The following is a 26,540-nucleotide window of genomic DNA, read 5'->3' as shown; positions in this document are numbered from 1 at the left end:
CCATGCCTGACTATCAAAGAGCAGACGACAAGCCGAGTCAACCACTCATCAACCACAACACAGTCCGTGCAGCGGAGCTGAAGGCCGTATATAACTCGCTCGTTAGCGACCGCACGGTACAGAACATCGTCTCGGATTTCGCTCACGAAAACGGGGATAACGTCCGAGACTGCATCGGCTTCCTTCACGCGACCGATCTCATCAAACGCGGCGGCGACGACCGGATCGTCTCGCGACTGAACCACGATGTCTTTCCGGATCTTTCGTTTGAGGCGCGACTCCTCTATCACCTCCGAAAGCAGTCATACCCACAAGACCATCTGACGTGGATTCAGGACGCTGCTCTCGAAACCGCTGACCGATCGGTCACGATCGACGTGCTTCTCCCGCAGGTGAAAGGGAACCTCGATCAGTACGACTTTGCGTGGAACGAGACGAAACTCCGCATGTGGCGTGCACTCAGTACTCAAATAGGGCTTATCACCGAGACTGACACGCGTGGCGTGATTCTGAGTCCATGTCGCCGCCTCCTCTACGATCTCCTTGACCTCCACGAACAGCATCAAGACACGACCGACCTGTATGGTGCCCTCTTGTGGATCGAGGAGAACTTCTTCGACGTCTTCGAGACGACGACCGGCACGCCACGAGTGCATCCCGCGGTTTCGGACGTTCTCCAGAATATGGAATCGGAGGGCGTTCTCGAGTTCCGAGCGCTCTCCGACGCGAAGAACGAAGTCACCCTCCCTGAATCCGTACATACACAGACCTCCCGCTCGGTCAGCGTCTACGACCTCGAAGCAATGCCCGACTCGCCCGCCTACCAGTATCCGCTCACGCAGTCCGAGCAGGTGATTACGCAATGAGCACGATGCCCAAACTCTGGGACGACAGCGTCGTCCGCAACTACCTGACGCCGGAAGCCCATCAGAAGTCGCGCGAACAGTTCCTGAAGACGCACATCGATATCGACAAGATCCGAGCGGACTACCTCTTCCCCCACGAGGGCACCGACGAGTTCGTCACCCAGGGAGAGTTCCGCGACGCCATCCTCAAATCGAAGGTCGACGACGACAACCGGATCTTCATCCTCCGTGGTGAAACCGGGAGCGGGAAGAGCCAACTCTGTCAGTGGCTCGAGTATCAGATCGGCGCTGAATCCGATGAAGGCGATGAGACGCATATCGCGCTTCATGTCTCTCGGAGCAAGACAGGGATTGGGGACATTCTCGACATCATCTCCGGCCCGATCGACACCGACGTCACCGTGAGCAATGTCTCCGACCTCGATCCCGAGAAGGTCGCGGACGCGATCATCACCACGCTACAGGCGTTCGGTGCCGGAATGGAGAAGTTCAGCGAAGACGAAATCGAGGCTCTCACCGCCGACCGCTCGAGCGCGACCGACCTCCGGACGATCCTCGGGCAAAACATCGCTGAGTATCAGGAGACGGCGACGAGTGAGGGGGAAAAGCGGATGTCCGATCTCATCACGAAGACGGACTACCGGGACCTCGCGATGGCGGCTTTCGGCTCTACAAAAGGCGCTGATACACTCTTTCCCGCCTTGCAAAGCCAGGTCCACGAGATCCTCTCACGCAACCTCGGCGTCGAGGACTTCCAAGGCAAACTCGAAGAACTCTCCGAGGAATACAAGGATCGAAATCTCCGTCCCGTGCTCATCTGTGAGGACCTCACGACGTTCACGGTCCTCAAAGAGCAACTGCTCGATCACATCTTCCAACTCGATAGCGGACACTACGACGTTGTGCTCGGTTGGACGTCCGGTTGGGAGAAGGATGACCTCTCCCGCGCGCTCGGCACGAGCCAGGGCATTAGCACGTATATGGAGGATCGGGCTGAGGGCTATCTTAGCACGACCGACGAGAATGGTCGGGCATACTTCCTCGACGACGACATCACTATCCGTCTCGCCCGGAAGTACATGTCAACCATCATTGAGGAATCAGGTGCGGACGACTCTCTTCCCGATGCCGTCCTCAAGACGTTCGATGGCCTCTACCCGTTCAACGAGACGTTCATCGAGGAGTCATACAACCACCTCATTCAGGACGGGAATAAGCGCCGCACCCCCCGCCTCCTGCTGATGCGGGTCATTCGGGAGTGTCTCAGTTCGACTGTCCTGCCGTTCGACGCAATCGAGGACAACCCGTACGTCGAACCGTTCCCCTCCCCCGTTGATCTATCGTACTCGGAGAGTCTCCAGCGACTCGGCAAGTGGTATGGGAGTGCCACGACAGACCGCCGACTCCGCGTCCATCGCCAAATCTCCGAAACATTCGATGTCCCACTCACCGATGTCGACACCGATGACGACTGGGCGTACTTCCAGGCTGACGTCCCCGCACCGACACTCGATCTCGGTGTTAGTGACGGAACAACTCAGCCCGGCGAACACATCACGTTACGTGCGACACTCGATGGCCGTGGCGAGGACGGCGTCACTATTCGTCGCGATGGCGAAGAGGTCGCAGCAACCGACGAGAACGGTACTGCCTCTGTTCGGCTTCCGGACGAAGAGGGCGACATCACAGTCCTTGCCGAGAAAAATGGCGAGACGGACACGACGACTGTCACAGTCGTCGAACCAACCGATGACACCACCGTCTCACTCACCGTCAACCCGAAGACACCGACGGTGAGTGATGACGTCACGGTCACGGCGCGCGTGAACGGCGAACCGCGCAGTAGTGTTCGCATCTTGGTCGATGGCGGTGAAATCGGCGAAACTCAAGGTGACGGTAAAATTCACTTCAACGCGCCGGACGCTGATTCGGCCACCATCGAGGCCGTCTACGACGACGTGCACGACGAGGCCACGATCGATATCGAGAGCCCAGACATCCACATTCCCGTCGGCACTGACCTCGACTCATCAACGATCACGGAGTACCTCCTCCAGTATCGGAACTGGATCCAGGTCGGCGAGATGTACGACAGTTCGACGATCCTCCGAAAAGGGGCCGCTGGCGTTCTCAACGAGTGGCATGACCCGACGCTCCTCGGCAACCTCAATGCCCGGAACAATGGTGTCCACGGCATCTACTACACGCGCGGTACCGACATCCCGATCACCCTCATTGGTGCCGATGAGCGGCAGGGACTCAGTTTCGATCTCGACTTCGGCGTCGAATACGACGATATCTACGAACCACTGTTCTGGTACGGAATCAGTGAGTCCGGTGAGTTCCCACAAGAGGACAAGTACAACCTCAACTACGACCTCCTCCGTGCGTGGACCGACAAGCAGGTTGCGGATTTCCGGGCGACGATGCGCGACGAGTTAGAAGGATGTATCGACCCGATGACGCTTGAAGAGTTCGCTGTGCTCGCACAGTTCCTCATTCTCAACGCAACGACCGGCCAACGCGAGGTCAGAGCCGACATAATGTTCGAGAAACCACCTAAACAGGGGGAAGGATTCATCCCGGGTCTCGAAGATGAGAAATCAACTGATCGAAAGGGGCGTCAACCTTCTCGGCAAGACCATAGAAGTGAGACTGGAGATGGTCAACCAACTGACCTACAGGAGCACACGAACGACCTCCTCAAGTCTCGGAACGCTCCGCACAACCTCGCCCAGGGGTTGTTCCTCATCAAGTCGAACGTGATCGATCATCAGCGCCTCTCAGAGGCAGTCGAGAACGTCTCGGAGAACCTGGAGCGCTATCTATTGCAAGCCACGAAGATCGACACTTCTGGTCTGTCTGGGCCCTACCATATCAGTACGACTCGCTCGAAAGGCTACGATGTTGGCGCTCTCTTTGAGCGTGTCAAAAACTACGCGACGACGCTCGACGATGTCTCTGCCGAGCAGAACGCTGCTCACGTGATCGAGTCTATCGAGCAGGTCATAACCCACTACGACAGTACGCACGATCAGGACGATCTCCACGATACACTCATACGACTGCACGACATCCTCGACAAACTCGGCGGGGGTAAGTACGAGTCGTGGAAAGACGCCCGTGATGCGGTAGCAGGTGACAAGGATGTCGATCTAGGACGATTCCGACAGCGGATGCGGACGTTCGAGGACATCTCCGAGAAACAGGGCTATGAACTCATCGCGACGCTCCACGACCACGAGGAGAGTCGGTCGGCTGAATCGGCGTGGGAGAGCTATGAGGCGATCGCTGAGATGATCGAGGAAGCCGAGGGTATCGCGCTCCCCGACGACGTCGGCTTCCGTGATCGCGTCAGAGGCCTCTCGGAGTTCGAAACGTACGAGCAGCGGAGGAATACGATCGAGACGGCACTCAAAGGAGACTAACAATGGCGATACAGACCACATCACTCGACTCGAAACTCGATAGTCTCGAACAGAAGGCAACGGAGTACGACACACGAACGAACACCGAGCAGCGAGTCGACCAAGCAGAGAAAGACCTGAAGGAGTTGAACCGCGCCTTTCGTAAGCTCGAAAACTCACTCGACGAGTTCGAACGACACACAGGCATCCTTACTGAGATCTTCAAGCAATCGCTTCCACCAGAGGCGGCAAGTGCCCATGACAAGGCGCGATCCATCTCAGACATCACGCAGGACGATGTTCTCGACATCATCGACGACGGTAGTCGATCGCTCTCGAGCCACGTCGACGAGGTCCGGGAGACGCGAGAAACCGTGGTCGACGCACAACGCACGGTTGACGAGCAACTCAAGACGATTCAGAGCCAAAAGCTTGCCGACGCAAGTACTGCGGAGAGCATCCAGAAACTCGTCGGTGAGGATCCGGACGCGATGGACACGATCAGCCAATATCGCTCGTTCCTCAATTCAATCCTCAGTCCAAACGACTCAGTCTCATGGTTGAAGTCACGGTGGCAGGGTCTCGAGAAGGGCTTCCAAAATCTCGACACTGACTGGGAAGGGTTCCGACAACGACATGGACTCAGCCAGCAGACCGTTGAGGATCTGAAAAGGCTCAGTCGCGAGGACGAAGTCGACCTCGACGAACTCTCTGATACAAGCGTCACCGAAATGCTGGACGTTTCAGAACTCTGCTCGACGATCAAGGTGAGTCTCTAAACACCGATGGAGAACCCTGCTAGGCGTGCTGAAGCGGCGATGGAGGCTTACCGGAACCACTTCATCGGGACCGGTGGACGAGCTGCGCGAAACGTCGCCCATCGCTTCGAAACCACTGACAACGGTGAGGATTCTGTTATTGGCTTTCGTGGCCCGTATCTCCAGGCGCTCGACGTCGCGAATTGGAGCACCGAGTCGTGGCTCTCGTTCAGCAAGCACGCAGGTCTCCATCCACTTGTCCGCCTCGCGTTCGAGGATATCGGGTTTCGGCGACTCTACGACTTCCAAGAGCGGAGCATCGAGACGATCCTGAACGGCCAGGATACCGTCATCACGGCTGCAACTGGTCGTGGGAAGACTGAGGCGTGGCTCATCCCCATCCTCGACTACATCCTCAACGCGAACCAAGGGAAGGTCGCTGCAAGCGACCCCGACGACGTCAAGGCGGTCCTCACGTATCCGACGAAGGCGCTCGCCCAAGACCAGTTGAAGCGTCTGATTCAGTACCTCTACCGAATCAACTCGAATCTCCCAACGAACGATCGCATTACGGTCGGCATCTACGACGGTGACACGCCGAGCAACATGTCCTCGCGCGCGGAGGGCTACCTGAATGCGACCTTCAAGTACTTCGAGTGTCCGGGCTACAACGACGCCCTCGAGAAGTGCCAGAACTGTGGGAAGAGTGTCCACGTTCGTAACGCCGGCCAACGGTACGAACTCGAACCCGAGAAAAAGCAGTGCGTCGACGATGTCCCGCTGGATTTCCTCCGATTGACGAAGAACGAGATCCTCGAAGAGGGTGTCGACATCCTCCTCACGAACCCGGACACGATCAACCTCAAACTCATCAATACGAACGCGAGCGACGAACACGACGCGTTCGTCTACGAGCCCCAGTTTTTCGTCCTCGACGAGGTACATACCTATGACGGCCTCTTCGGGAGTTACACGGCGGCGCTCACGAAACGCATCCGTGCATTGCGTGAGGCACGCGGTGTCGACGCCCCACAGGTGATCGCGAGCAGTGCTACCGTCGAGAACGACGTCGAACTGTTCCGACGTATTAGTGGAGCGGCGGACATCGCACATGTCGACGAGAATTCACGTACTCTCGACCCACCAGTACTGGAGGAGTTGCCGTCGACGCTCTATGAGGAGTCAATCACGGCCACACGATTGCGCCATGCGGTCCGCGACCAAGAACCGTATCCGCCAGCACTCGACTCGTTCGAACCGTCCATAGACGATCCGGATACGGTCGACAACGAGAGTCTTGACGAACTGCTTGGCGACGCACTCTTCGAGCACTTCACCACGACGTCAAGCGATCCGGTCGTGCATGCCGTACAGCACCTTCACCAAGAACTCGCTGAGGAACCCCAGGCGCGCGAAGCATTCCTCGACAGTCTCCGGATGGAGTACTCGCTTACTGACGAGGAGGCGAAGACCGTCATTGAGAACTTCCGCACGCTCGGTGAGTATTCGGGCTTACTGGAGAACCGCAGCCATCTCTTCTCGTGGCCTCTCGATGGGTTCTACGCTTGTGCGCAATGTGCGGCCGTCTATCGGTCTCCACAAGACACGTGCTCGGAGTGTACGTCGGGATTCGTCACACGCGCGACGTACTGCCGTCGGTGTGCTGAGGAAGCCCTCGTAGCGTGGTATTGCCCCGAGTGCGACCAAATTGAGTCCTATACGCCGTCCGAAGAGGGGAATTTCGCCTCGCGAGACGAACAGTACTGTGGCCGCTGTCAGGCCGCCCGTGACGAGGAGGTTCGTCTACTCCGAGTGACGTTCACGCCCGATCTGGAGTGTCAGTCCTGTGGTGCCATCGAGGAGCGCAGCGTCATCGAAACCTGCACCTGTGGAGCGGCGATGACGCGTACCGCCGCCGACGCGTGGACGTGCACGAACCCTCAGTGTGCTCAAACGACACCCGCAGATGCGGGCTGTCACGAGTGTGGCGCAGCACAGCGGGTTCCCCGTAAGAGCGACGCGACCATCGAGTGTCCGTCCTGCGGGCGGACGTACGACGCTGCTGACACACCATGCCCCTGCGTATGTGGACATTCGGTCGCGAACACTCGCCTCATCCCCTGGGTATGTGAGCACGACGGCTGTACACGCCAGTATTACTCTCCGACACCGCCAACAAAGTGCCAGTGTGGTGCGGAGACGTTCCTTAAACCGGGACTTTTCGAAGTCTTCGAGAACGAGTACTGTGGCGAGTGTGATACGGCCCTCCTCCCCGGTTTATCCTGCGAGTGTGACGACCCGGAACTCCAGCGGCAAGCCGACGCCTTCCAATCCTATCAGACGGTTACCGCGGACGGGTGTATCGTATCGGTTCGTGGCCACACGTCGGTCGTCCCCTGTCGACACCAGCGACTCGGCTATCGGATTGGACAGCGCTACGACGAACTAGTCCGCAGCCCGAACAACATCGCCGTCACCACCTCTCAATACTTACTTCGCGAGGTCGCGGACGACGAGGACTATTCGTCGGCGAAGCTGCTGTCGTTCGCCGATTCTCATCGCGACATGAAAGAACTCGGCCGCGACTTCAACGAACCCGAGGTTGCAACACTCCTCGATCAAGCACTCATCGAGGCGATCCGTACTGCTGACGACTCATGGCCAGTCCTTGAGGATGTCCTGACAGAATCGCTGGCGTGCATAGACACACTTCATGACGAACTTAGCCCACCGCGAAACCTCCAGGACGTTACGTTCGACCTGAAAGACCATCTCGTCGATCGCGCCCGTCGATTTATGGATACCGAGGATGCGATCCGGGATCGACTCCGTCGGCGGGCGGTTCCGCATAGCTACACGCAGCGGTTTCGTGAGCGTGGAGGGTCACTCGCCTCGGACGGCATTATCGATATTCGAATCAATCCAACAGTACTCGCGGACCTCACCGATGGCGAGCGTGATCTGCTGGGGAGTATCATCGAGCAGGGGAGCGGCTGTCCCGTCGACTCGATCGCGGAGCGTGTCGGGGGCCAGTCTCGTGACGATGTGGTTGACTCGCTGATCGAGCGTGATGTTCTAGACGACCAGAGCGACGAGTATCTCTCCCCGAGTCCAGCGGTGCTCGAGTTGACGCTCGCAGGTGTCGATGACGGCATTCAGTACGGTCCCGAATCGGCGCGGTTCTCGCTGTCGTGGCGTGGGCAACTCGGGCTCCGATCGCGTGATATGGTCCCGTTCGAAACGGCACTCGAGGAGCGTGCTGATCCGAGCCACTCGCAGTTCCATCAGCGGGCGTACCGTGCCGAGTACTCACGAGCGCGCATCCTCATCGCGAAAGTCTACTTGGGGATGACGGACAAACGCGAGCGACGCGAACTCGAGTACCTCTTCCGAGAAGGAAACTATCCACATTTCCTCTCATCGGGGCCGACAATGGAACTTGGCGTTGACATCGGTGATCTCGATGCACTCCTCCTATATGGGGTGCCACCGAATATGAACGCGTACCTCCAGCGCGTCGGTCGCGCCGGTCGAAGCTCACACTCTTCGCTCGTTCACAGCGTCAGCCAACGCAGTCCGATCGATTACTACTACTACGAACAACCGACGGACCTCATCAGCGCGGACCCGAAACCCGTTCCGCTCAACGAGCACAACGAGGAAGTCCTTCGCGTTTCCCTCTCGTGGGCCGTCTTCGACTATATCGCAGCAAACTTCGTCGTGCCGTGGGAGATCGACGGGTGGGGACCGAACGCGACCGTTTCCGGTGGCGACGATTTCGTGCGTCGCCGCAGCGACACGGACGATAGCGATTATGGAAAGCTCACCCATCTGATGACGCTCCCCGTCTCGAAACTCGGTCTCGATACTGACGTCTCGAAACTCGCCGCACTCGGGACGATCGTCAGCGACAACGAGCGGCAGATCCGCGAGTACTTGCGCTCGCTGCTCGCGTACCAGTACTGCACTGACTGTAGCGCGAAATACGACCGCTCAACCACGATCGACACCTGTCGTGCCGAGGGCTGCAACGGGCAGATTCTTGACGCACAGACCGAATTCGGCGAACTCGTCGACGAGGCGGTGGCGTCCTTCCAGGATCGCTATCTGAATCAGTATCGGACGTACCGTGACCGACTCATGGGGGAACAGCAAGCGCTAAGCCAGGAGCGGACCGAACTCCGCCGGGAGAAACGACGAACGACACGCGACGAAGCGGCACGTCTCCGTCATCGCGAGAGCACGGTCGCAGAACGGATCCGCGCGCTTCAAGACCATCTCGACACGCTTGAGCGACAACCGTATTCCGAGTTCCTCCAGAGCGCTCGCACCAGCAAGTTCGCGTTCACTATGCGGAACGTCTCGAACAACGTCGGACTGACGTTGGTCACCGAGCAGGACGGCGAGTACGATCGCCGCGAGGTCGGTGGTAGCTATGGTGGACGGAACGTCCGTATGGCCATTCAGGAACTTCACCCCGCTGCCGCTTATCTCGACGACGGTGAGACGTACGTCGTCAGTCATCTCCGCACGGACGATTTCGAGTCCTCGACACTTCGGGAGCAAGTCATAGACATCGATACCGATCACGATGAACTCGCTGAGGAGAAGGTCTGCAGTGCGTGCCATACATCACATTCGCTCTCCGCGTCCGAATGTCCTTGTGACCACGACGCGCCGCTCAAACGCCGACGACTCGTCGCAATGGACAGCGTCGAGACCCACCGCGATGACCTTCGTATGAGTAAAGGCGGGGCTCCGGCCCGCGAACTCTATCAAAAACCCGAAGAAGAAGTCCAGAACACCTATGCAGAACGCGAGACAGCCGTTCTGGAGTTCGAGCCAGTCGATTCGTTCCACATCTGCACTGGCGACGGGACACTGGTCGGAACGCTCTCGTATGGGAACTACACCGTGCTCACGCATACGGAGAGCTATCGCGCGAAGTACAAGAACGGGGAGACTGATCCGCGTCCGTCGCCCTTCGAGGTTTGTGGCGAGGAGAACTGTACCGGCGTCGTCTATCGCGATGACGAGGGCCACGCGCAGTGTTCTGCCGACTCAGAGCACAGTCCGAACCGTCGCGGTGCTGACTCCGAGTACGTCCGCCTCGGCTACTCCTACGAGACGAGCGGCGTCCGTGTCTCACTTCCGGACGCCGAGCAGTCACACACATTCGTTCACGGACTCCGCGTCGCGCTCCAGTCACTCGGCGGAGTAAATATCAGGGAACTCAACGAGACGACGGCCGACGACCATGTCGACCTACTTGACGCCCAAGAAGGCGGTGCGAACATCGCCAAACTACTCGTCGAGCGTGACGCAGGCGATTTCCAGAACTTCCAGCACGCTATGGACCTAGTCCGCGACCACTTCGTCTGCGACTGCGAGGACGGCTGTCCGCTGTGTCTCTACCAGTACGGATGTGACGAACACAACCAGCCGCGGTCGTTCGCACGTGACTCTGTTCTCGACTATTTCGAACCCGAATTACCGACGATCGAACCGATCAATCCGGACACTACTAACCCATGAGCCACGACACACTTGAGCACGCTGAAGACCTGAAACGCGCATACGGAGACCACTACGTCGCTAGCCAGAACACTGCGACGCTGAAGGACATCGTCTCGCGCTACGAGGGCGGGGCCGAGAAGTCGCTCCATGACCGCCTCCCCGAGTTCATGCGGACGCGCGGTCCGTTCCTTCAGGCACTCGATCTGCCACAGCAGAGCGACTCCCCATGGTCGGAGTTCGCTGCGACTCGGCAGTCGATCGCCGACGACGCGCCTGCCGGCCTTCACGACGACATCGTGCGCACGTTCTCCGACGCGGGTTTCGAGCGACTCTACGCATTCCAGGAGGACACCGTGGACGCGATGCTCGCGGACGATCATACGCTCGTCACCGCCGGAACGGGCCGCGGGAAGACCGAGAGTTGGCTCATCCCGATTCTCCAGTATATCTGCGAGGCGAAAGCTGGCTATCACGACGCCGACCCACAGAGCGTCAAGGCGGTCCTCACGTATCCGACGAAAGCACTCGCACAGGACCAACTCAAGCGCCTCATCGAATACCTCTCTACGCTCAACGAAACCCGAACCGGCACTGACCGGATCACGGTCGGAATTTTCGACGGCGACACGCCCCACAACGACCCGGACGCCTATTCGTACCTCAACACCTCCTTCAAGTACTTCGAGTGTCCGTGCAGCAACTGCTCGGCCTCGCTGACGGTCGAGCGAACCGAAGACGGCTATCGAGTCACACACGACTCGCCTGTCGAGATGGGCATCGACCTCGGCTTCATCAAACTCACCCGCGAGGAGATCGTCGAATCAGAGGTCGATATCCTTCTCACGAACCCCGACACCATCAACTATCGACTGTTTAACGTCAACGAGCAGGACGAACAGGCGGTATTTGTCATGCAACCAAAATACATCGTTTTCGACGAGATCCACAACTACTCCGAACTCTTCGGGTCGTTCACTGCGACATTGATGCGGCGCTATCTCCACTCTCGGCGCTCGCTACTCGGTCTCGACGACGCGGACGACGACCTCCGACTCGTCGGCGCCAGCGCGACCGTCGAGAACAAGCGCGCGATCTTCCAGCGCATCAACCCATTCACGGACGCCGACATCACCGTCGTCGAAGAAGACCCACGAACGCTCGAACGACCACTCCCGGACGACCTCCCCGACCCACTCACCGAACATGACATCGACCCGGATCGACTCGCCAACACGACCTCGGAGTGGACACCCGCCGAATCGCTCGTCACGGACGTCCTCGGGGCACTCCCGACTGACACTGATACCAACGAACGACGACGAGTCGCTGGCGACCGACTCTACGATACCCTCCTTGATGAGTCCGGCGACGACCTTGATGTCGTGCGTGCGCTCTACACGACGCTATACGAGGAAGCTCAGCGGCCGGCGGACCTCCGAGAGACGCTCGCGGAGACCTACGCTCTCACTGAAGAGCAGGCAACTCGACTCGTGGATAATTTCGTCACACTCGGGCAACTCTCTGGTGTTCTCGAGAGTCGTGCGCATCTGTTCAGTTGGCCACTCGACGGATACTACACGTGCGTGAACTGTACCGCCGTCTACGACACTCCGCAATCCGAGTGCGGCCAGTGTGGCCATCACTTCCTCACCAAACTCGCGTACTGTAACCATTGTGGCGAGGAAGCACTCGAATCGTGGTTTTGCCCCGACTGCGAGCGACTCGCCCCACTTGCTGTCACGTCCGGCGAGGGACGCTTCGAGTACTTCCAAGACCATACGTGCAGTTGCGGAACGGAGACGATTCGGACAGTGTGGCGGCCCTACTACGAGTGCTCGGGGTGCGGTGACCGACAGAAGATTGATCGGATCACCCACTGTCCGGACTGTGAGACTGTCATGGTGCTCGACGACGACCAAGACGAACTCGTCTGTCGAAACCCGGACTGTGACGGAACCGTTGAAACCGGGACGGACATCACTTGTGAGAACTGCCACTCACATGACCTGGAACCGCTCAGCGATGACTCCACCCTCTACTGTGAGGACTGTGGAGACGCTCGCGAAGAGGAGGCCGGCCAGCAATGTAGTTGTGGGGGGACACTACGGCCGAAGCGCTATCTCGGCTGGGCGTGCAGCGATCCCGATTGTGACGCGGTCTACTTCGGGGAACCGCCGAACGCCTGTGACTGTGGGAAGCGGCGGTTCGCTCGAACTGGCCTCCTCGACATCAACGCGATCGATCACTGTTCGAACTGCGAGACCGACCTCCTACCGGGTGCTGAGTGTCGCTGTGACGACCCCGAGATTTCCTCGACCGTTCGCGGGTTCCGCGAGTACAAACTCGTCGATGAACTCGGGCAGATTCGCAAACCGTCCTCATTCCACGGCGCCGTGCCCTGCTACGACCCGCGGAAGACCTATCGGAAGTCCTCACGCTACGAGTCGATGATTCGCGGGCCTGGGAATACCGCCGTCACGACCGCCCAGTACTTCCTTCGTGAGATCGCGGACGTCAATAACCCGGAATCGTTCCGCGAGGCGAAGATGCTCTCTTTTGCCGATAGTCAGTCGGATATGAAGGAACTCAACCGGAACTTCACCGAACCCGAGCAGACGCTCTTCGTCACCCAGCTCGTCGTCGACACACTCGACGAGGCAGACGACGGCTGGGTGTCGCTCGCGGACCTCCAGTCTACGGTCATCGAGCGCGCCACCGAGTACGAGCAGTTACTCACCGAGGGAGACGGTGGACTACTGGACTCCATGACCGGCTATCGCCAATCCGTCGATGACTTCCTCCAAGAGGAGATCGCAGCACGGATCCTCCGTGGTCGCTACAACAACCGCTGGCGGAGTCGCAATCACCTCCCCTCTGATGGCGTCCTCGATGTCACACTCGATGTCGAATGGAGCAACCTCGCTTCGGCTGAACGCGCCGTTCTCGAAGCACTGAGCGACCAGAGCAAGCAGTACGTCAGTTCGCTCAGCGACGAGATCGAGGACGCGGGTCGGCACGTCGAATCACTCATCGAGCAGGACATCCTCCGTCGTATCGAGACCGACTCCGGGTATATTGTCGGCTTCGATGAAGACTGCGTGCGCTGTACGACCGTCGATACGGACACGCCGATCACGTACGTCCCTACGACGGACACCTTCTATTCGACGCTCGATGAGGTTTGCACCGACCTCGATCCGGACATCGAGACGGTCACGTTCAGCGCCGACTATGAAGCCCGCAGTGTGTTCACACACGCTCATTTCGATCTCACGGCCTACCGCGTGAACTACTCGGATCCGCTGATGCTCGTCTCCCGCGCCTACTTCGGGCTCACGGAGAAAGACGGGCGCCGTCGCATCGAGTATCAGTTCCGAGAGGGCCGCTACCCCAACTTTCTCTCCTCGGGCCCGGCGATGGAAGTCGGGATGGATATCGGTGACCTCGATGCGCTCCTCCTCTACGGCACCCCACCGAACACGAACTCGTATCTCCAGCGGATCGGTCGCGCTGGCCGCCAATCCGGGTCGTCGCTCGTCCACTCGATCAGCCAGCGCAACCCGATCGACTACTACTACTACGAGCAGCCGAACGAACTCATCAAGGCCGAACCACAGCCCGTCCCGCTCAACGAGACGAATGAGGAAGTGCTTCGTATTTCGTTGACGTGGGCGATACTCGACTATTTCGCTGCCGAATACTGGATTCCGTGGCGTCGCGAGAACAGCGACGTCGTCGACCAACTCTACTGTGAGGACGAACTTCTCCCACGGAGCGAGCCGCGGCCGAACGACATCGTGACGTTCACCGCGCTACTCGCAAGCGAGAACGAAGCTATTCAGTACGTTGACGAGGAGGCCCCGTTGCAGACGCTCAAGACAGCGTACGAGGAGCACCACTCCGACGTCCGCGCGTGGCTCGAGGATATCCTCGGGTTCAGCTACTGTCGTGATTGTGGTCGGAAGCACGACGTCGGCTACGAAGGGCCCTGTAGCCGATCGAAGTGCGACGGTCGTGTCGTCTCCGCAGTCGACGTGCACGAAGACGTCATCGAAGAAGCGATGACGGCATTCGTCGACGAGTTCGTCGAGGGATACTTCGACTTCGAGGACGACATCCTCGACGAACTGGACGAGGTTCAGACGAAACTCAGCGAACTCAACTTGGAGTCGCGCGGCCGGCGAAACCGTCGCCGACAGGACTCGAACGAACACGTTGAAGAGCGAGACCGGCGTGATCGACTACAGAGTCGAAGCGCCAACCTGAACCAGTACTTGGACCGACTCGCACGGATGGACTACGGGACGTTCCTTGAGGGCCACAGTACTACGCCATTCAGTCTCCGCTCCGTTGACGATACGGTTGAGTACGAACTCATCGGCGAGGACTTTGAGTCAGTAACTGATGACCTCCAGTCCCGGCCGATTCGGATCGCGCTCTCCGAACTCCACCCCAGTGCGGCCTACCTCCACTCGGACAACCAGCGCTACATTGTCACGGGGGTACGAACGCACTCCTATCAGAGCTCACAACTCGAGAACAGTGCTGCGATATGCCCGACGTGCGGCGGCGAATACGACCTCGGCGAAGGCCCATGCGAGGAATGCGGTGCTGACCTCAAACGCCTGAAGACGATCGTTCCCGAACGCGTCACCGCATACAAATCCGACCTCGTGCTCGGTCAACTTCCGAATGGCGATCCCCTCCTCCCGACTCGCCTGTACCAGTCGAATTCGGATATCCAGGACACCTACGCACCGACTGAGACGAGTGTCACTGAATTCAAACCCGACCCGGAGAAAGCGTTCACTATTACGACAGAGGACGGCAATCCTGTGGGACGATTCGACTATGGCGACGTCACGATCAAGTCCTCGGCCCGCCAGTTCCGCGCTCGCTACGTCGGTGGTGGATCCGATCCGCTACCGAACGTCTTTGAGCTCTGTGGCAAGGAGAACTGCGACGGCGTCGTCGCACGCGACGACGAGACCGCCTACTGTATGCGGCATCCCGAACACTCAACGGAGAATACAGATATCGTCCGCCTCGCGACCGAGTTCGACACGAAGGCCGTCCGAATCCAGTTCGATGACGAAGACCTCGAGCACGCGTTCTCTCATGGCATCCGCATGGCACTCCAGTATATTGGTGGCGTCGGCGTTCGCGCCGTCCCCGAATCACTCGGCGAAGATGGCACCTACGTCTTCGACAACGAGACCGGTGGGAGCGGTGTCACCGTCCTCCTCACCATGGGCGGCGGTGATTCGCGCGAGAAGTTCGACACTGCGATCGATCTCATCGAGGAGGCGTTCGAGTGTGACTGCGATAACGGCTGTCCATTCTGTATCTACCAGTACGGCTGCGAGAATCAGAACGACCCCGAGACGATCGCGAAAGATAACCTCATGGACTTCATCGACGCCGGTTTGACGCTCTCCCAGCGCGACATCGAGGCGAGCGATGTCGAGTAACCTCCCGGACGCGATCCATGACCTGCGGACGCGCTCCCCAGAGACTCTCTGGGGTGTCTCAGCTGAGAGTCTCTACCTTGCTGTCTGCGCCGTCGCGACCGACACAGACCTCGCACACGCGCTCAAACCACACCATACGGCCGCCATCCTCCGAACGAACGACGAACGCGCTCCCGGGACCGTCGCCGACGCCCACCATTTCCTCTTAGCCGAGCTGGGTCTCATCACTGACGACCACGAATTGACTGACCAGGGTCGATTCGTCCTCGGAACCGAGCAACCCGGTGACGCTATTCGGCTCGTTGCTGTTCGGCAGTTGCCGCGTGTCCAGCAATTCCTCCGTGAATTCGCTACTCTCGACACCGACCAACTTCCGCGGGGCGAACTCAACACGCTCCTTCGCGATACGGAAGACGAGGTCTTCATCGCACCACTTCTTTCCTCGCTCGCGTTCGTTAACCTCTATCCGGAAGGCGTCATCCTTGACCACGATACGATTACGCATACGATCCGTCGTCTCGAACAGAACACGACACGACCGACTGCGGCGATCGCGCTCATCGCCGTGCTCACGACACTCGACGACCCCCGACTCATCGCTCGTGTCGTGACTACCTACACCGACACTACCGTCACGCCGACGGGCGTCAGTCAGACGACCCCACTCGACGCACTCGCCACCACCGAGCTCGCCCCTCCAAGTCGCACACCTACTGCCGAACTCGCTGACGCGATCGACGACACGCGAACCGCCATCTTAGACGACGCTAACGCCTTCAAGACCGCCTTCGACCCCGAGGATCGAACCGTCACGCGTGAGGACGTGACTGTCGACGCCGACATCGTCACAAACTCCCTTCCGGACGACTTGTCCAGCGAGTTCGTCATGACCGTGCTTGACCTTATCGCCACTATCCACGCCCATCCTACCGTTCACTCGATTCCTCTCACCTCACTCAGCGACGCCATCGATATCGGACCCTATCCCCTCTATCAGGGCGTCTCCAGCATCCCTAGCGTCGACTGCTCGCTTCAGGACGATCTCCTCCTCATGTTCGATGCCGTCCCGAACGCCCCCCAAGGTACCGATCAATATGCCTCCGTCCGTGACGACCTCTTCGATGCTCTTCATACGCGTTTTGTGTGGCGCGACACCCTCACCGACGTTTCCTTCCGGGAAACACCGGATGCGAAGGTGGACATCATCGAGTCGATCGTCACGGGCATCAACGACGACATCATCGCCCCGACGTATTTCGTCTATACGCTCCCGGATCCGGACGCCTTGGGCCAGGAACGTATGGAGCAGTATGTCGACGACCAACCCGCGTTGCGACGCGAACGCGCGCGTCTGAAGCGCTGGAAGGACCAACGGGATAACGACCTTCGTCGCTTTACGGAAATGACTGACCGCCTCTTCACGCGCGGGCAAGAACGTGACCTTGAGGAGCGCGTCGTCCGCATCATGACGCCATACGACGACGACACGTTCTCCGAGTACACTTCCCAACTCCGCAGTCTCCTCCGGGATGGCTACGAACTCCGCCTCCTCACCCGACACACGAAGCAGCGCTGGGAGTGGGAGCGCCTCCGCGACAACCTCCTCGGCGACCTCGAGGAGAACCGCGAAAATGTCACCATCAGGACGTACTCCCGATACAAGGAGTACCAACGAATCACGAGCGAGACGGATGAAACCGACCTCGCTGAATTCGGGATTCACGCAAAACTCCAGACGATCGGACACCCAACCGAGGGTGCCGCCCTCCTCGGGTCGGCGAACTTCATGGAGAACAGCTACAACTGGAACCCCGAATGCGGCGTCTACACCGAAAACTCGAACTTCGTCGCCGCCGCGATCGATTTCTTCGACCACGTCTGGGAGCTCTCTGAGGCCGACGAAGTTGACCTCACCAGCCTCCAAGAAATCCCGCGGCGCTCCTTCTATCCCTCCTACTACACATAATTGCAGTCGGGCGAAATTGAGGCCATCAGCCGTCATTTTTGAGGTGAACAGACCTGTTGAACCCAGCGTTCGAACGTATCCCCCGACAATCGCTTTACGCTCTACATCGCGCCATAGGTCGCGCTCACCAACGATCAGGCGGATACACTCTCGGCCCTCGCTCACGGTCTCGGGTTCGGTAGCCGCGTCCGCGTCGACCAGTACACCGGCCGCCTCTCGAAATCGGAGAAGCGCGACGTCCACGACCGCCAGCCTACTGTTCTCCTCACCACGCCGGATATGCTCCACTACAAGATTCTCCCGCATGGAAGTTGGTCACTGATTTCCGACTCATGATGTCGACGACGAACTCGCGCACCCGTTTTACGAGGTATACCTCGTCGAGGGAGGAGTCGACGGCCCCGACATCGAGTGCTTCAGGGACAGACCCAACAACGCTGCGTGCAGTCAGCGAGGAGACGGGCCCAGCACCGATGAGTCCCCTCCAGTTGTGTTGTCAAGACGTCTCCTTCCGTCCTTGCGGCGGTATCGGGTTCGAGTCTCTCAAAGTGTGTCCTGACAGTGCCTTTCTGTCGGACGAAGATTGCACAAAATCAACTATTCAGTCCGGTCTATAAGTTCCACTCGTTCTACCTCAGGCACGGAGTTTATCGATTGCTGAGAATACGGGACGCCATTGCTTAGGGATTGCCGATCATCTTTGTCTGGTTGCACCCATGAATATATACGCAACCGACGGTGATAGTTTTGTGCAGATGGTTACGTTCGACCCATCAATCGACTACCCAATTGAGAGCGAAACGATAGAAGAAGTGGCTGCCGAATATGATCTGGAGACTGACGAAATTCGAAATAATTTACCTATTGCTGCCGGTGAAGAGACACACCTCGCACATTCTCCCGGCAGAAATCACGATTATTTAGAAGGAAATCCAGATTATGTGTGCTTTGCCCCGACGGGATCACCCATAGCCCATAGTTGGGTCGCATGGCTTGGCAACAGTTACGGTGCACTTGAGGAAGGCGGCACAAAAAAGGACCAACACAGGGATGCAGTGCGAGTCACTTTCAACCGCCAAGCCGAGAAATTGGGGATTCCATACGATACTGACGTTGTGTTACTATGGACTCACCCAGTAGGTAGTTTAGAACACTTCGGATTTACTCGAGATGAAGCACGCGCATATATCCGTTCTGATGCGGGAGAATCGCTCTCTGATATCGCCAACAAACTTGAAATGAGCTCTGAAGAGGTTCAAAATTTAATCAGCGAAGCCGAGAGCAAGAGAGCTGATGCCAAGCAAACACTTGAGGATCTGGATGAAGACGTACTTCAAGCTGTGATCGCTATGAGGCCTCCGATGGGTACGAGTATGGAGGACATCGCCCACAAACTTGACAAAGACACCACTGAACTTTCGGACGTTTATGAAAAAGCAGCTCAAGACGACTTTTCTGACAAAGATCCCACTTCGTCCCTCATTCTGTTCACCAAAGGAGGCGAATCGTACTCAGAAGTCTACGAAATGGCATCCCTCCATCCCGCAGACTGACAAATATACTACATTCAAAACGTGCCAAGAAGCCCTGTCTTGAGATTACAGCCGATCGTTTGATGGAGATAGTCAGATATTAAGCAAATATAGCCTCCATTGGTGCTGTAGTCTACCATTCCGAGCCAGGAATGGCTAGATGGGAAAAACGCCACAAATTCCGACCCCATGTCAAAATATTGCTTCGGGCGTGCTGAGTTTCCGGGCTAGACCGCGGAGTTCGTCGGTTTCCATGAGTGCGTCGAGCCAGCGCTCGGGAAACGCCGACGCCCCGAAGCGCGCGCCAGCAACCGCCCCGGCGACTGCCCCGATCGTATCCGTATCACCACCCTCATTGACTGCGTTCACGATAGCTGTCTCGGTGTCGTCCGCTGTCAGCGCATGGTAGAGGCCAGTCTGGAGGGTATGAAGCACAAAGCCGGAGTTCGATAACTCGCCCGCTTCGATCCCACCGGGGATCGGTTCAAGGACATCTCGAAGACTCTCCGGCGCATCCCTATTCAGAGCATCGAGAGCACTGGCGAGGGGATGCTCGTCGCCATCGAGCAGTGCCGCGATAGTGAGATTCAACGCCGCACAGCCATGCGTGCACCGCGGATCGGCGTGTGTGATCCGTGATGAGTCGCGGCTCACCCGCTGGAGGGTATCCCAGTCATCGGCGAACGCGAGCGCGAGCGGCGCACACCGCATCACGCTGCCGTTGCCAGCATTCGAACCCTCGGGCTTTACCTCCCAGACGTCCTGCCCTGCGTCGTCCCATGACGCACCGTCGTCGATGCGTCTCAGCGCGTCGGCGGTCATGATCCCGATATCGAACGGACCACCGTTGTACCACGCGACGAACCGCTCGGCGATGTCTTCCGGGTCGAACTCGCCACGTTCGACGAGGCTGCGAGCGATGCACAGCGCCTGCTCGGTATCATCGGTAATGGTCCCGGCGGGCTTGCCGTGGGTCCCGTTGCCGACCATCTCTCTGAGCGTGCCGTATTCGGCCTCGATAGCTCCTGGCGAGCGAAATTCGACGGGTCGACCGAGCGCGTCGCCGCAGGCCAACCCCAGCAACACTCCCTCGGCTCTGTCTTGTCGGTCCATAGCTGACCATATGGTGGATAACTGTTAATAGCACGCCCTCTCTGCCCGCCGTATGACTCAGGAAACGGGGCAGTATCCATGATGGTGTTCGCGTTCGACCGCGACTGGACGGTCGATGTAAATCCCCATCCTCAGCACGAGGCGGTCCCACTCGACTGGGTGCGTCACCTCGCTCACGAAACCAATCATGAGATCTGGGCGATCGGTAATCAGGACCTGAAACACGAGGCCGAGATCCCCGGAATCGTCGAGTTCGCAGAGCGCTACTACGATGAGGGTATCGACTGTCTCGGCGAACAGGACTCCAATGGCCATTTCGAGTTCTGGCCGCTCCGCCGCGAACCCCTCCGGATACTCGGTGAGTTGTTCCCCGATGCTACCGAGCATATCGTGGTCGACGACCTCGACCTGAGTGACGTCGAGGGCTGGAGTCACTACCATGCATGGAGTTCGTCCCCGCTGTTGAGGGGTGCGAGATCACGATCGATCCACCAACCAGAACGTAGCAAAGGCTTTCTATTCGCTTTGGCGACCACTATTCGTTGTAGTTGCGATCCCAGACATAGAGAAGGGTATAGACGTCAAGCAAGGTCGCGTTGTCCAGATCCCGGGCCAAATCGTCGAGTATCTGTGTTTTGCAGGCAGTATTGAGCTTCCAGTACTGATCGGTGTTGAACCCCGTACGAACGTTATAATCGGCGAATTCATCGAAGAAGTGGTTCATGCGTGAGTACTTGTAGAACACGTAGTCCTGCGGATACGCGAACGTGAGGAATACCGTTGCCAGCGAGAGAAGCGGTCCACCCGAAGTGTCCAAGTTCCGATAGAATGTCGCAAAACGGTCAAGGCGGATATTGACGTCCTCGTCCGTGTCGAAGAGATACGATAGCGTAGCGGCAGCCTCTCCTGGATCCTCCAGCGACGCATTCTTGAACTCGCTCCAGAGGATTCCTCCTTGTTGCCCACCGAGCATGTACGAAGGTACTGGAGTCGAGAGAGTCGTCGACTCCGTGAGATCGTCCAGTAAAGGTTCAACGTCCGCGGCCGAAAGGTCGGTTAGATCGTATTTTGGTTTTACGTGGGTCTCCATGTGCTGGAGGTACTCGTCCTTCCAATCTTCCCAATGTCCTTTGTTCCAGAGGTCGTCAGGCCCGTCGCGCTCGAATCCACCCTGCTTCTTTGCCGTAACGTACCCATCCAAGATAGGCATCAACCCGGAAAATTGAATATCGTTCGAGAGTGGCGTTTCATTCCGCCAACCAACGAGAGGACGATATTCATCGACACCCGCGAGGAGGGTTCGCCTGAGTTCGTCTTCATCGGTCGTTGCCACGAACCAAAGAAATTCGCTCATCTCGTGGTTGAGCGGCACTTCATGGTCGGTTCCAGCGGTGGCATGGCCGACGTGAGTATCGTAGACTGATCGAAACTCGTTCCACTCGGTCTGCGCACCCGTGTATGCCGATGGTCTGGAAAATCCCATGAACGCGAGTCCACGACTGCACTCGCTGTTGAGGATCGGAGCTGTCTCGGGATGAAGCCGTCCGTACAGTTCCCAGACCCCCTGATTCGTGAGAAAGTGCCGCTCCCAGATCGGGTCGTACTCCGTCGCTTCTTGGATCCGTTCGAACTCTAATGCCAACTCGTCTACCTCGCCGTCCCACTTCTTGAGGAGGGCAGTAGGCCCGCCGAATACCGAATCAGCGATGACATCCCGTGACCAGATCTCCTCGAGCGAATCCTCGCTCGGATTCCGGACAAATGCTTCAGTTTTCCGTTGAGCCTCAGCCGTTCTGTTCGTCGGAGTGAAATCGAAGCCGGGACCGGACTCTTCGGTCACAATGTGCTCTTTCCACGATTGGAGGAGGGCTTGTCGTCGTGGACCAAGATCAGCGGTAGTCATTCTCGTCTTCGTTTCCGCGTATTTCATCAAATGCCTTTCCCCCTACACTCGGGCACGGTTCACAGGATATTGAACTGGTTTCGATAGGACAGAGTTGACGCGTCTATTGTCGACTCAGTTGGTTCTTGGCCTGTTGATCATCGACCCTGCGTTCGACGTTGCCAGCAACTCGATCAATCGGGCTGGAGGAGGCGTTCGAGAACTCTTTGGTAGGTTTCGGCCGTTGCGATGAGTGCGTCGATGGATATCGACTCCTCGACTGTGTGAGCGTCGTCCTCAACGCTCCCAGGACCGAACAGGAGCGTCGGAATGCCCGCTTGAGTGAGGAAGCGAGCGTCGCTGACCGCATTGAACCCGGTGCGGTCGGCGTCGATCCCCACCTCGCGGGCGGCGGCAAGCGTGGCCTGTACGATCTCAGCGTCGGGATCGACCGCCGAACCGGGGCTAAAGAACTCCCGTTCGTATTCGACATCGACGGGATCGCCGTCGAGACTAACATCCTCGATAGCCTCTGCGAGTTGCTCGTCGAAAAACTCGGATCCTCGATCGGGATCGGGGAGAGTCCGCCAGTCGAGGGTCGCCGTCGCTTCGTCGGGCACGATGTTGTGTGCGAGGCCACCCTCGATCTCGGTGATACTGATGGTGGGACCGGGCGTGAACAGGTCGTGCTCGTCGATTCGGACATCATCATCGAGCAGTTTGACGTGATCGAGCACGCGCCGTAGTCCGTCGATTGCGTTGGTTGCGAGGTCTGGACGACCCGAGTGACCGCTCTCGCCGGAGACAGTGAGCGAATAGCCCACGGCACCGTACTCGGCGATGGCGACCTGGAGTTGGGTAGGCTCGCCGATGACCGCGGCGTCGGCCTCGATCCCGCTCTCGACGAGCGCTTCGGTGCCCATCCCGCCGACCTCCTCGTCGACGACGAACGCGAGGATCACCTCGCCGGTATCGTCGTACTCGTCGAGGAACGCCTCGACGGCCAAGAGTTTCGCCGCGAGCGCCCCCTTCATGTCGGCGGTGCCGCGCCCAATCAATCGGTCGTTCTCTCGGCGGAGTTCGAACGGATCCCCCGACCAGTCATCGGGACTGACGGGCACGACGTCCATGTGGCCGGTGAGGAGGAGGCTTCCCTTTGCTGGGTCACCCACTCGTGCGATCACGTTCGGCCGACCGGGCTGAACCTCCTGTAGTTCGATGTCGAACTCGACCGACGAGGCCTCGAACTGCTCGACGAAGTAGTTCGCAAGCGCGCTCTCGTTACCCGGAGGGTTGACCGTCTCCCGGGCGATGATTTCGGTGAGGAGGTCTACAAGGCCGTCTTCGGGGGCGTCGGACATTTCGAAGCGATATGGAGCACGCTCCGATAGTCTTGCCGCTGAAAACGCGTTCATCGCCAGCGACTGGCCAACTCTCCCCGAAGGCTCACCTGCAATCACCGCATGATTGGAGTCAATGGAACCCTCAACGGTCGCAGTTGTCGGGGGCGGAGCCATCGGTGTCACCGCCACTGCAGAACTCGCCACACGAGGGACGGACGTGACGTTGTACGAGCGAGGATCGCTTGCTGCCGGAAGCAGCGGACGAGCCGCAGGCGTTTGCTACGACGCATTCGGTGATCGAACTGACGCGAGAATCGGCACTCGCTCGCTGGAACGGTTTCGAGAGCTTCCCGACGTGTTTACCGAGTTACCCTACGTCTGGTTGGCCCAGTCCGGTGACGAAAAGCGGGCAGATGCGATCCGAAAGCAATCGACACGGATGCGCGAATTGGGACTCGATGTCGCGCTCGTCGATCCGGATGACCTCCAAGACAGGTTTCCGGGACTGGTCACCGACGACGTCGCCGTGGCGGCGATCGCACGAGGAGCTGGCTATGCCGAGACCGAGGAGTACGTCGAAGCGATGGCGGAACGGGCTGCGCAAAACGGTGCATCGCTCCGGACCGAGACGGCGGTTACGATCGCCACCGATCCGCTGCAAGTCGTCTCGGAGGACGGGAAGCGATCCTTCGATGCAGTACTGGTCGCCGGCGGAGCCCATTCGAAGCGGATACTCGACACCGCTGGCGTCTCGATCCCGATGAAGCCCTATCGAGTCCAGGCTCTCGTGACTGAAACGACTCCGAACAGCGAAACCGTCCCGATGTGCTATGATGCAACGGGCAACTACTATTTCCGTCCGCATACGGGTGGTCTGCTCGTTGGCGACGGGACCGAACGAGTCGAGAGCGACCCCGAACACTGGAAACGCGACGCTGACGACGAGTTCGTCCACCAGACACGCAAGCGGATCGCTGAACGGGTCCGGCAAGACGAGATAGGCGTCCGTGAGGCATGGGCGGGACTCTGTACTGCGACACCGGATGGAGATCCACTGGTTGGAGAAATCCGATCAGGACTGTTCATCGCGACGGGATTCCATGGCCACGGATTCATGCGTGCTCCGGCACTCGGTGAGCGAATCACGGACGAAATACTCGGCGATGACGGTATCCGGCGATTCGATCCGACACGCTTCGATGGGAACGAGACATTTGAGATCGTTGCCGGAATGGATATCGAGTAATATAGTGTACCACCGGAAGGAAGCATCTCTAAACCCCATACCAGGTTCCAGGCCTTTGCTCGCTCTGGCGCAGCGTGTTCTGATAACGGCGATCCCAGCCGGTTCGTCGCAGCGTCAATCTCCTCTATCAAACATCGGGCGACTGTCCTCTCATATGTTCGGCGAGAGACGAACCGAAACCGTCTGTCGGGCCCGAGAATTCGTTGACTCCATCAATAGGATAAAGTGAGCTCGCTCAGGCGTACCGATCATGCCTGAATGTGGGAACTGTGGCGCGTTCGTGACCACCCAGTATGTACGGGTGTTCGCACCCAGCGAGCTGGAAACCGTCCGAGTCTGTCCCGAATGTCCTGACATGGTCCGTAGCGGCAACGACGTTCGAGAGGCTCAGTCACCGCGTAAATAGCGGGAGAACGATTTGGCGAGACATCCTGGCTATGGCCCAGGAAAGATACCGATCACGCCACAGCCTCGGTAGTTCGGCTCCCTCGTGAGATCGCACTCGTTCGGCAAGGGAGAGCCCGATTCTGAGCGATCGAGCCGAGGACTCATGTTCAGTTCAAACAACTGTACCGAACTTCATACATGTTGTGATGTAGGAGTTGAAAACATCTTCCGCTGGTATGGCGGATCATCCGTTCTCCCTCGACAAGGAACATCCCGATCGCAAGGCTGGAACTGGCAACCCGCCGGCGCTATAACTGGAATTCAATATCTGAGTCGGCAAGGCGCGTCGCACCCTGTTCGAGTGCCTGCTCGGCCGATAACTCATCCTGCATCACGAACACGGTACTGCCTGCCTGGCTCGTGTGATACACCGAGTTCCGGAGGATGCCCGCGTGGTCGGTATACTTCTCTTTCACTACGCAGAACGGCTCAATCGCTCCGGGCGCGATACGCTGGAGGTCGTGGCAATGCTCGTCCAGGAATGGCTCGACTCGATCGATCTCCTCGGCAGGCACCTCGAAGCGATACTTCTCGCTATTGTACCACTCACGGAGTTCGTCGAAGATCTCGTCCTCATCGAAGTACTGACTGAAGATATACAGGCCGGCGTCTTCGACTTCGAACGCGTTGATGTCCGTGGTGTCAGCGTCGAACGTGGGCATGAGTTGAATGTCACTCTAATTCTGGGTGTTCTCGGTCTCCTGTACTGGTTAGGCAGCAGTACTCATCCCGAACATAAATCGTTTTGCTACCGATTACCACACTCGCAGCAATACATTCGCTAGTTGTCCACTCTATCGGTCACGGTACGAGCAGATACGTTGAAAGAGACCAGACGTGAGGCGGGACCAGAGTGTAACCCGCTTGGAAGGCAGTTCCCTGAGAGAATCTGTCGAGTTGCGTACTTCTCGTCGATCATTCCTGGATCTACGTGAGCGTAGAACGTGGCTGTCGCTCCTCGCCAGCCTCGCTTCGGTCGAAGCGAGGCGGCT

13 protein-coding genes and 1 pseudogene are annotated in these 26,540 nt (G+C 58.4%); 9 read left to right on the top strand and 5 right to left on the bottom strand.

Annotated features, from left to right (window positions below; all coding sequences use genetic code 11):
* The first annotated feature begins 2 nt into the window (after positions 1-2).
* From PHA81_RS18260 to PHA81_RS18225, 8 genes and pseudogenes are all read left to right on the top strand, one after another.
* Positions 3-866, top strand: a complete 864-nt coding sequence (locus PHA81_RS18260) for a hypothetical protein (RefSeq protein WP_273838054.1) — start codon at positions 3-5, stop codon at positions 864-866.
* A complete protein-coding gene (locus PHA81_RS18255; RefSeq protein ID WP_273838053.1) occupies positions 863-4,294 on the top strand; it encodes a hypothetical protein in 3,432 nt (1,143 codons plus the stop codon). Before PHA81_RS18260 ends, PHA81_RS18255 begins: the two co-directional genes overlap by 4 nt.
* Before the next feature lie 2 nt (positions 4,295-4,296).
* Positions 4,297-5,052, top strand: a complete 756-nt coding sequence (locus tag PHA81_RS18250) for a hypothetical protein (protein ID WP_273838052.1) — start codon at positions 4,297-4,299, stop codon at positions 5,050-5,052.
* A 39-nt stretch (positions 5,053-5,091) separates the two neighbouring features.
* Positions 5,092-10,566: a DEAD/DEAH box helicase gene (locus tag PHA81_RS18245; protein ID WP_273838050.1), complete on the top strand. Its 5,475-nt coding sequence runs from the start codon at positions 5,092-5,094 to the stop codon at positions 10,564-10,566.
* Positions 10,563-16,019 carry a DEAD/DEAH box helicase gene (locus tag PHA81_RS18240; RefSeq protein ID WP_273838048.1) on the top strand — a complete coding sequence of 1,819 codons (5,457 nt, stop codon included), beginning with the start codon at positions 10,563-10,565 and terminating at the stop codon, positions 16,017-16,019. The genes PHA81_RS18245 and PHA81_RS18240 overlap by 4 nt, the downstream gene beginning before the upstream one ends.
* The gene (locus tag PHA81_RS18235; RefSeq protein ID WP_273838046.1) at positions 16,009-17,985 is read left to right on the top strand and encodes a phospholipase D-like domain-containing protein; all 1,977 of its coding nucleotides are present in this window, start codon (positions 16,009-16,011) and stop codon (positions 17,983-17,985) included. Before PHA81_RS18240 ends, PHA81_RS18235 begins: the two co-directional genes overlap by 11 nt.
* 62 nt (positions 17,986-18,047) lie before the next feature.
* Positions 18,048-18,291 (top strand): annotated as a pseudogene (locus PHA81_RS18230) (DEAD/DEAH box helicase); the annotation flags it as partial.
* Between the two features lie 449 nt (positions 18,292-18,740).
* Entirely contained in the window at positions 18,741-19,538 is a 798-nt protein-coding gene (locus PHA81_RS18225) for a hypothetical protein (RefSeq protein ID WP_273838044.1), read from the top strand.
* Positions 19,539-19,709: 171 nt separating this feature from the next.
* Here PHA81_RS18225 and PHA81_RS18220 read toward each other — a convergent pair whose 3' ends face one another.
* From PHA81_RS18220 to PHA81_RS18205, 4 genes are all read right to left on the bottom strand, one after another.
* Complete coding sequence (locus PHA81_RS18220; RefSeq protein WP_273838043.1) at positions 19,710-20,630, bottom strand: ADP-ribosylglycohydrolase family protein; 921 nt, start codon at positions 20,628-20,630, stop codon at positions 19,710-19,712.
* A gap of 57 nt (positions 20,631-20,687) precedes the next feature.
* On the bottom strand, positions 20,688-21,071 hold the full coding sequence (locus PHA81_RS18215; protein WP_273838042.1) for a hypothetical protein: 384 nt from the start codon (positions 21,069-21,071) through the stop codon (positions 20,688-20,690).
* A gap of 94 nt (positions 21,072-21,165) precedes the next feature.
* Positions 21,166-22,533 (bottom strand): hypothetical protein, encoded by a 1,368-nt coding sequence (locus PHA81_RS18210; RefSeq protein WP_273838040.1) that lies wholly within the window; start codon positions 22,531-22,533, stop codon positions 21,166-21,168.
* Positions 22,534-22,706: 173 nt separating this feature from the next.
* The gene (locus tag PHA81_RS18205) at positions 22,707-23,873 is read right to left on the bottom strand and encodes a M20 family metallopeptidase (RefSeq protein WP_273838037.1); all 1,167 of its coding nucleotides are present in this window, start codon (positions 23,871-23,873) and stop codon (positions 22,707-22,709) included.
* Between the two features lie 115 nt (positions 23,874-23,988).
* Here PHA81_RS18205 and PHA81_RS18200 point away from each other — a divergent pair, with 115 nt between their 5' ends.
* Positions 23,989-25,101 carry an FAD-dependent oxidoreductase gene (locus tag PHA81_RS18200; protein WP_273838036.1) on the top strand — a complete coding sequence of 371 codons (1,113 nt, stop codon included), beginning with the start codon at positions 23,989-23,991 and terminating at the stop codon, positions 25,099-25,101.
* Positions 25,102-25,796: 695 nt separating this feature from the next.
* Here PHA81_RS18200 and PHA81_RS18195 read toward each other — a convergent pair.
* The gene (locus tag PHA81_RS18195; RefSeq protein WP_273838035.1) at positions 25,797-26,210 is read right to left on the bottom strand and encodes a hypothetical protein; all 414 of its coding nucleotides are present in this window, start codon (positions 26,208-26,210) and stop codon (positions 25,797-25,799) included.
* Positions 26,211-26,540 lie beyond the last annotated feature (330 nt).

The organism is Halococcus sp. PRR34, from assembly GCF_028617175.1.
Taxonomy (GTDB): Archaea; Halobacteriota; Halobacteria; order Halobacteriales; family Halococcaceae; genus Halococcus; species Halococcus salifodinae.
The sequence above is the reverse complement of the archived record's forward strand: the minus strand, read 5'-3'. Positions and strand labels throughout refer to the sequence as shown.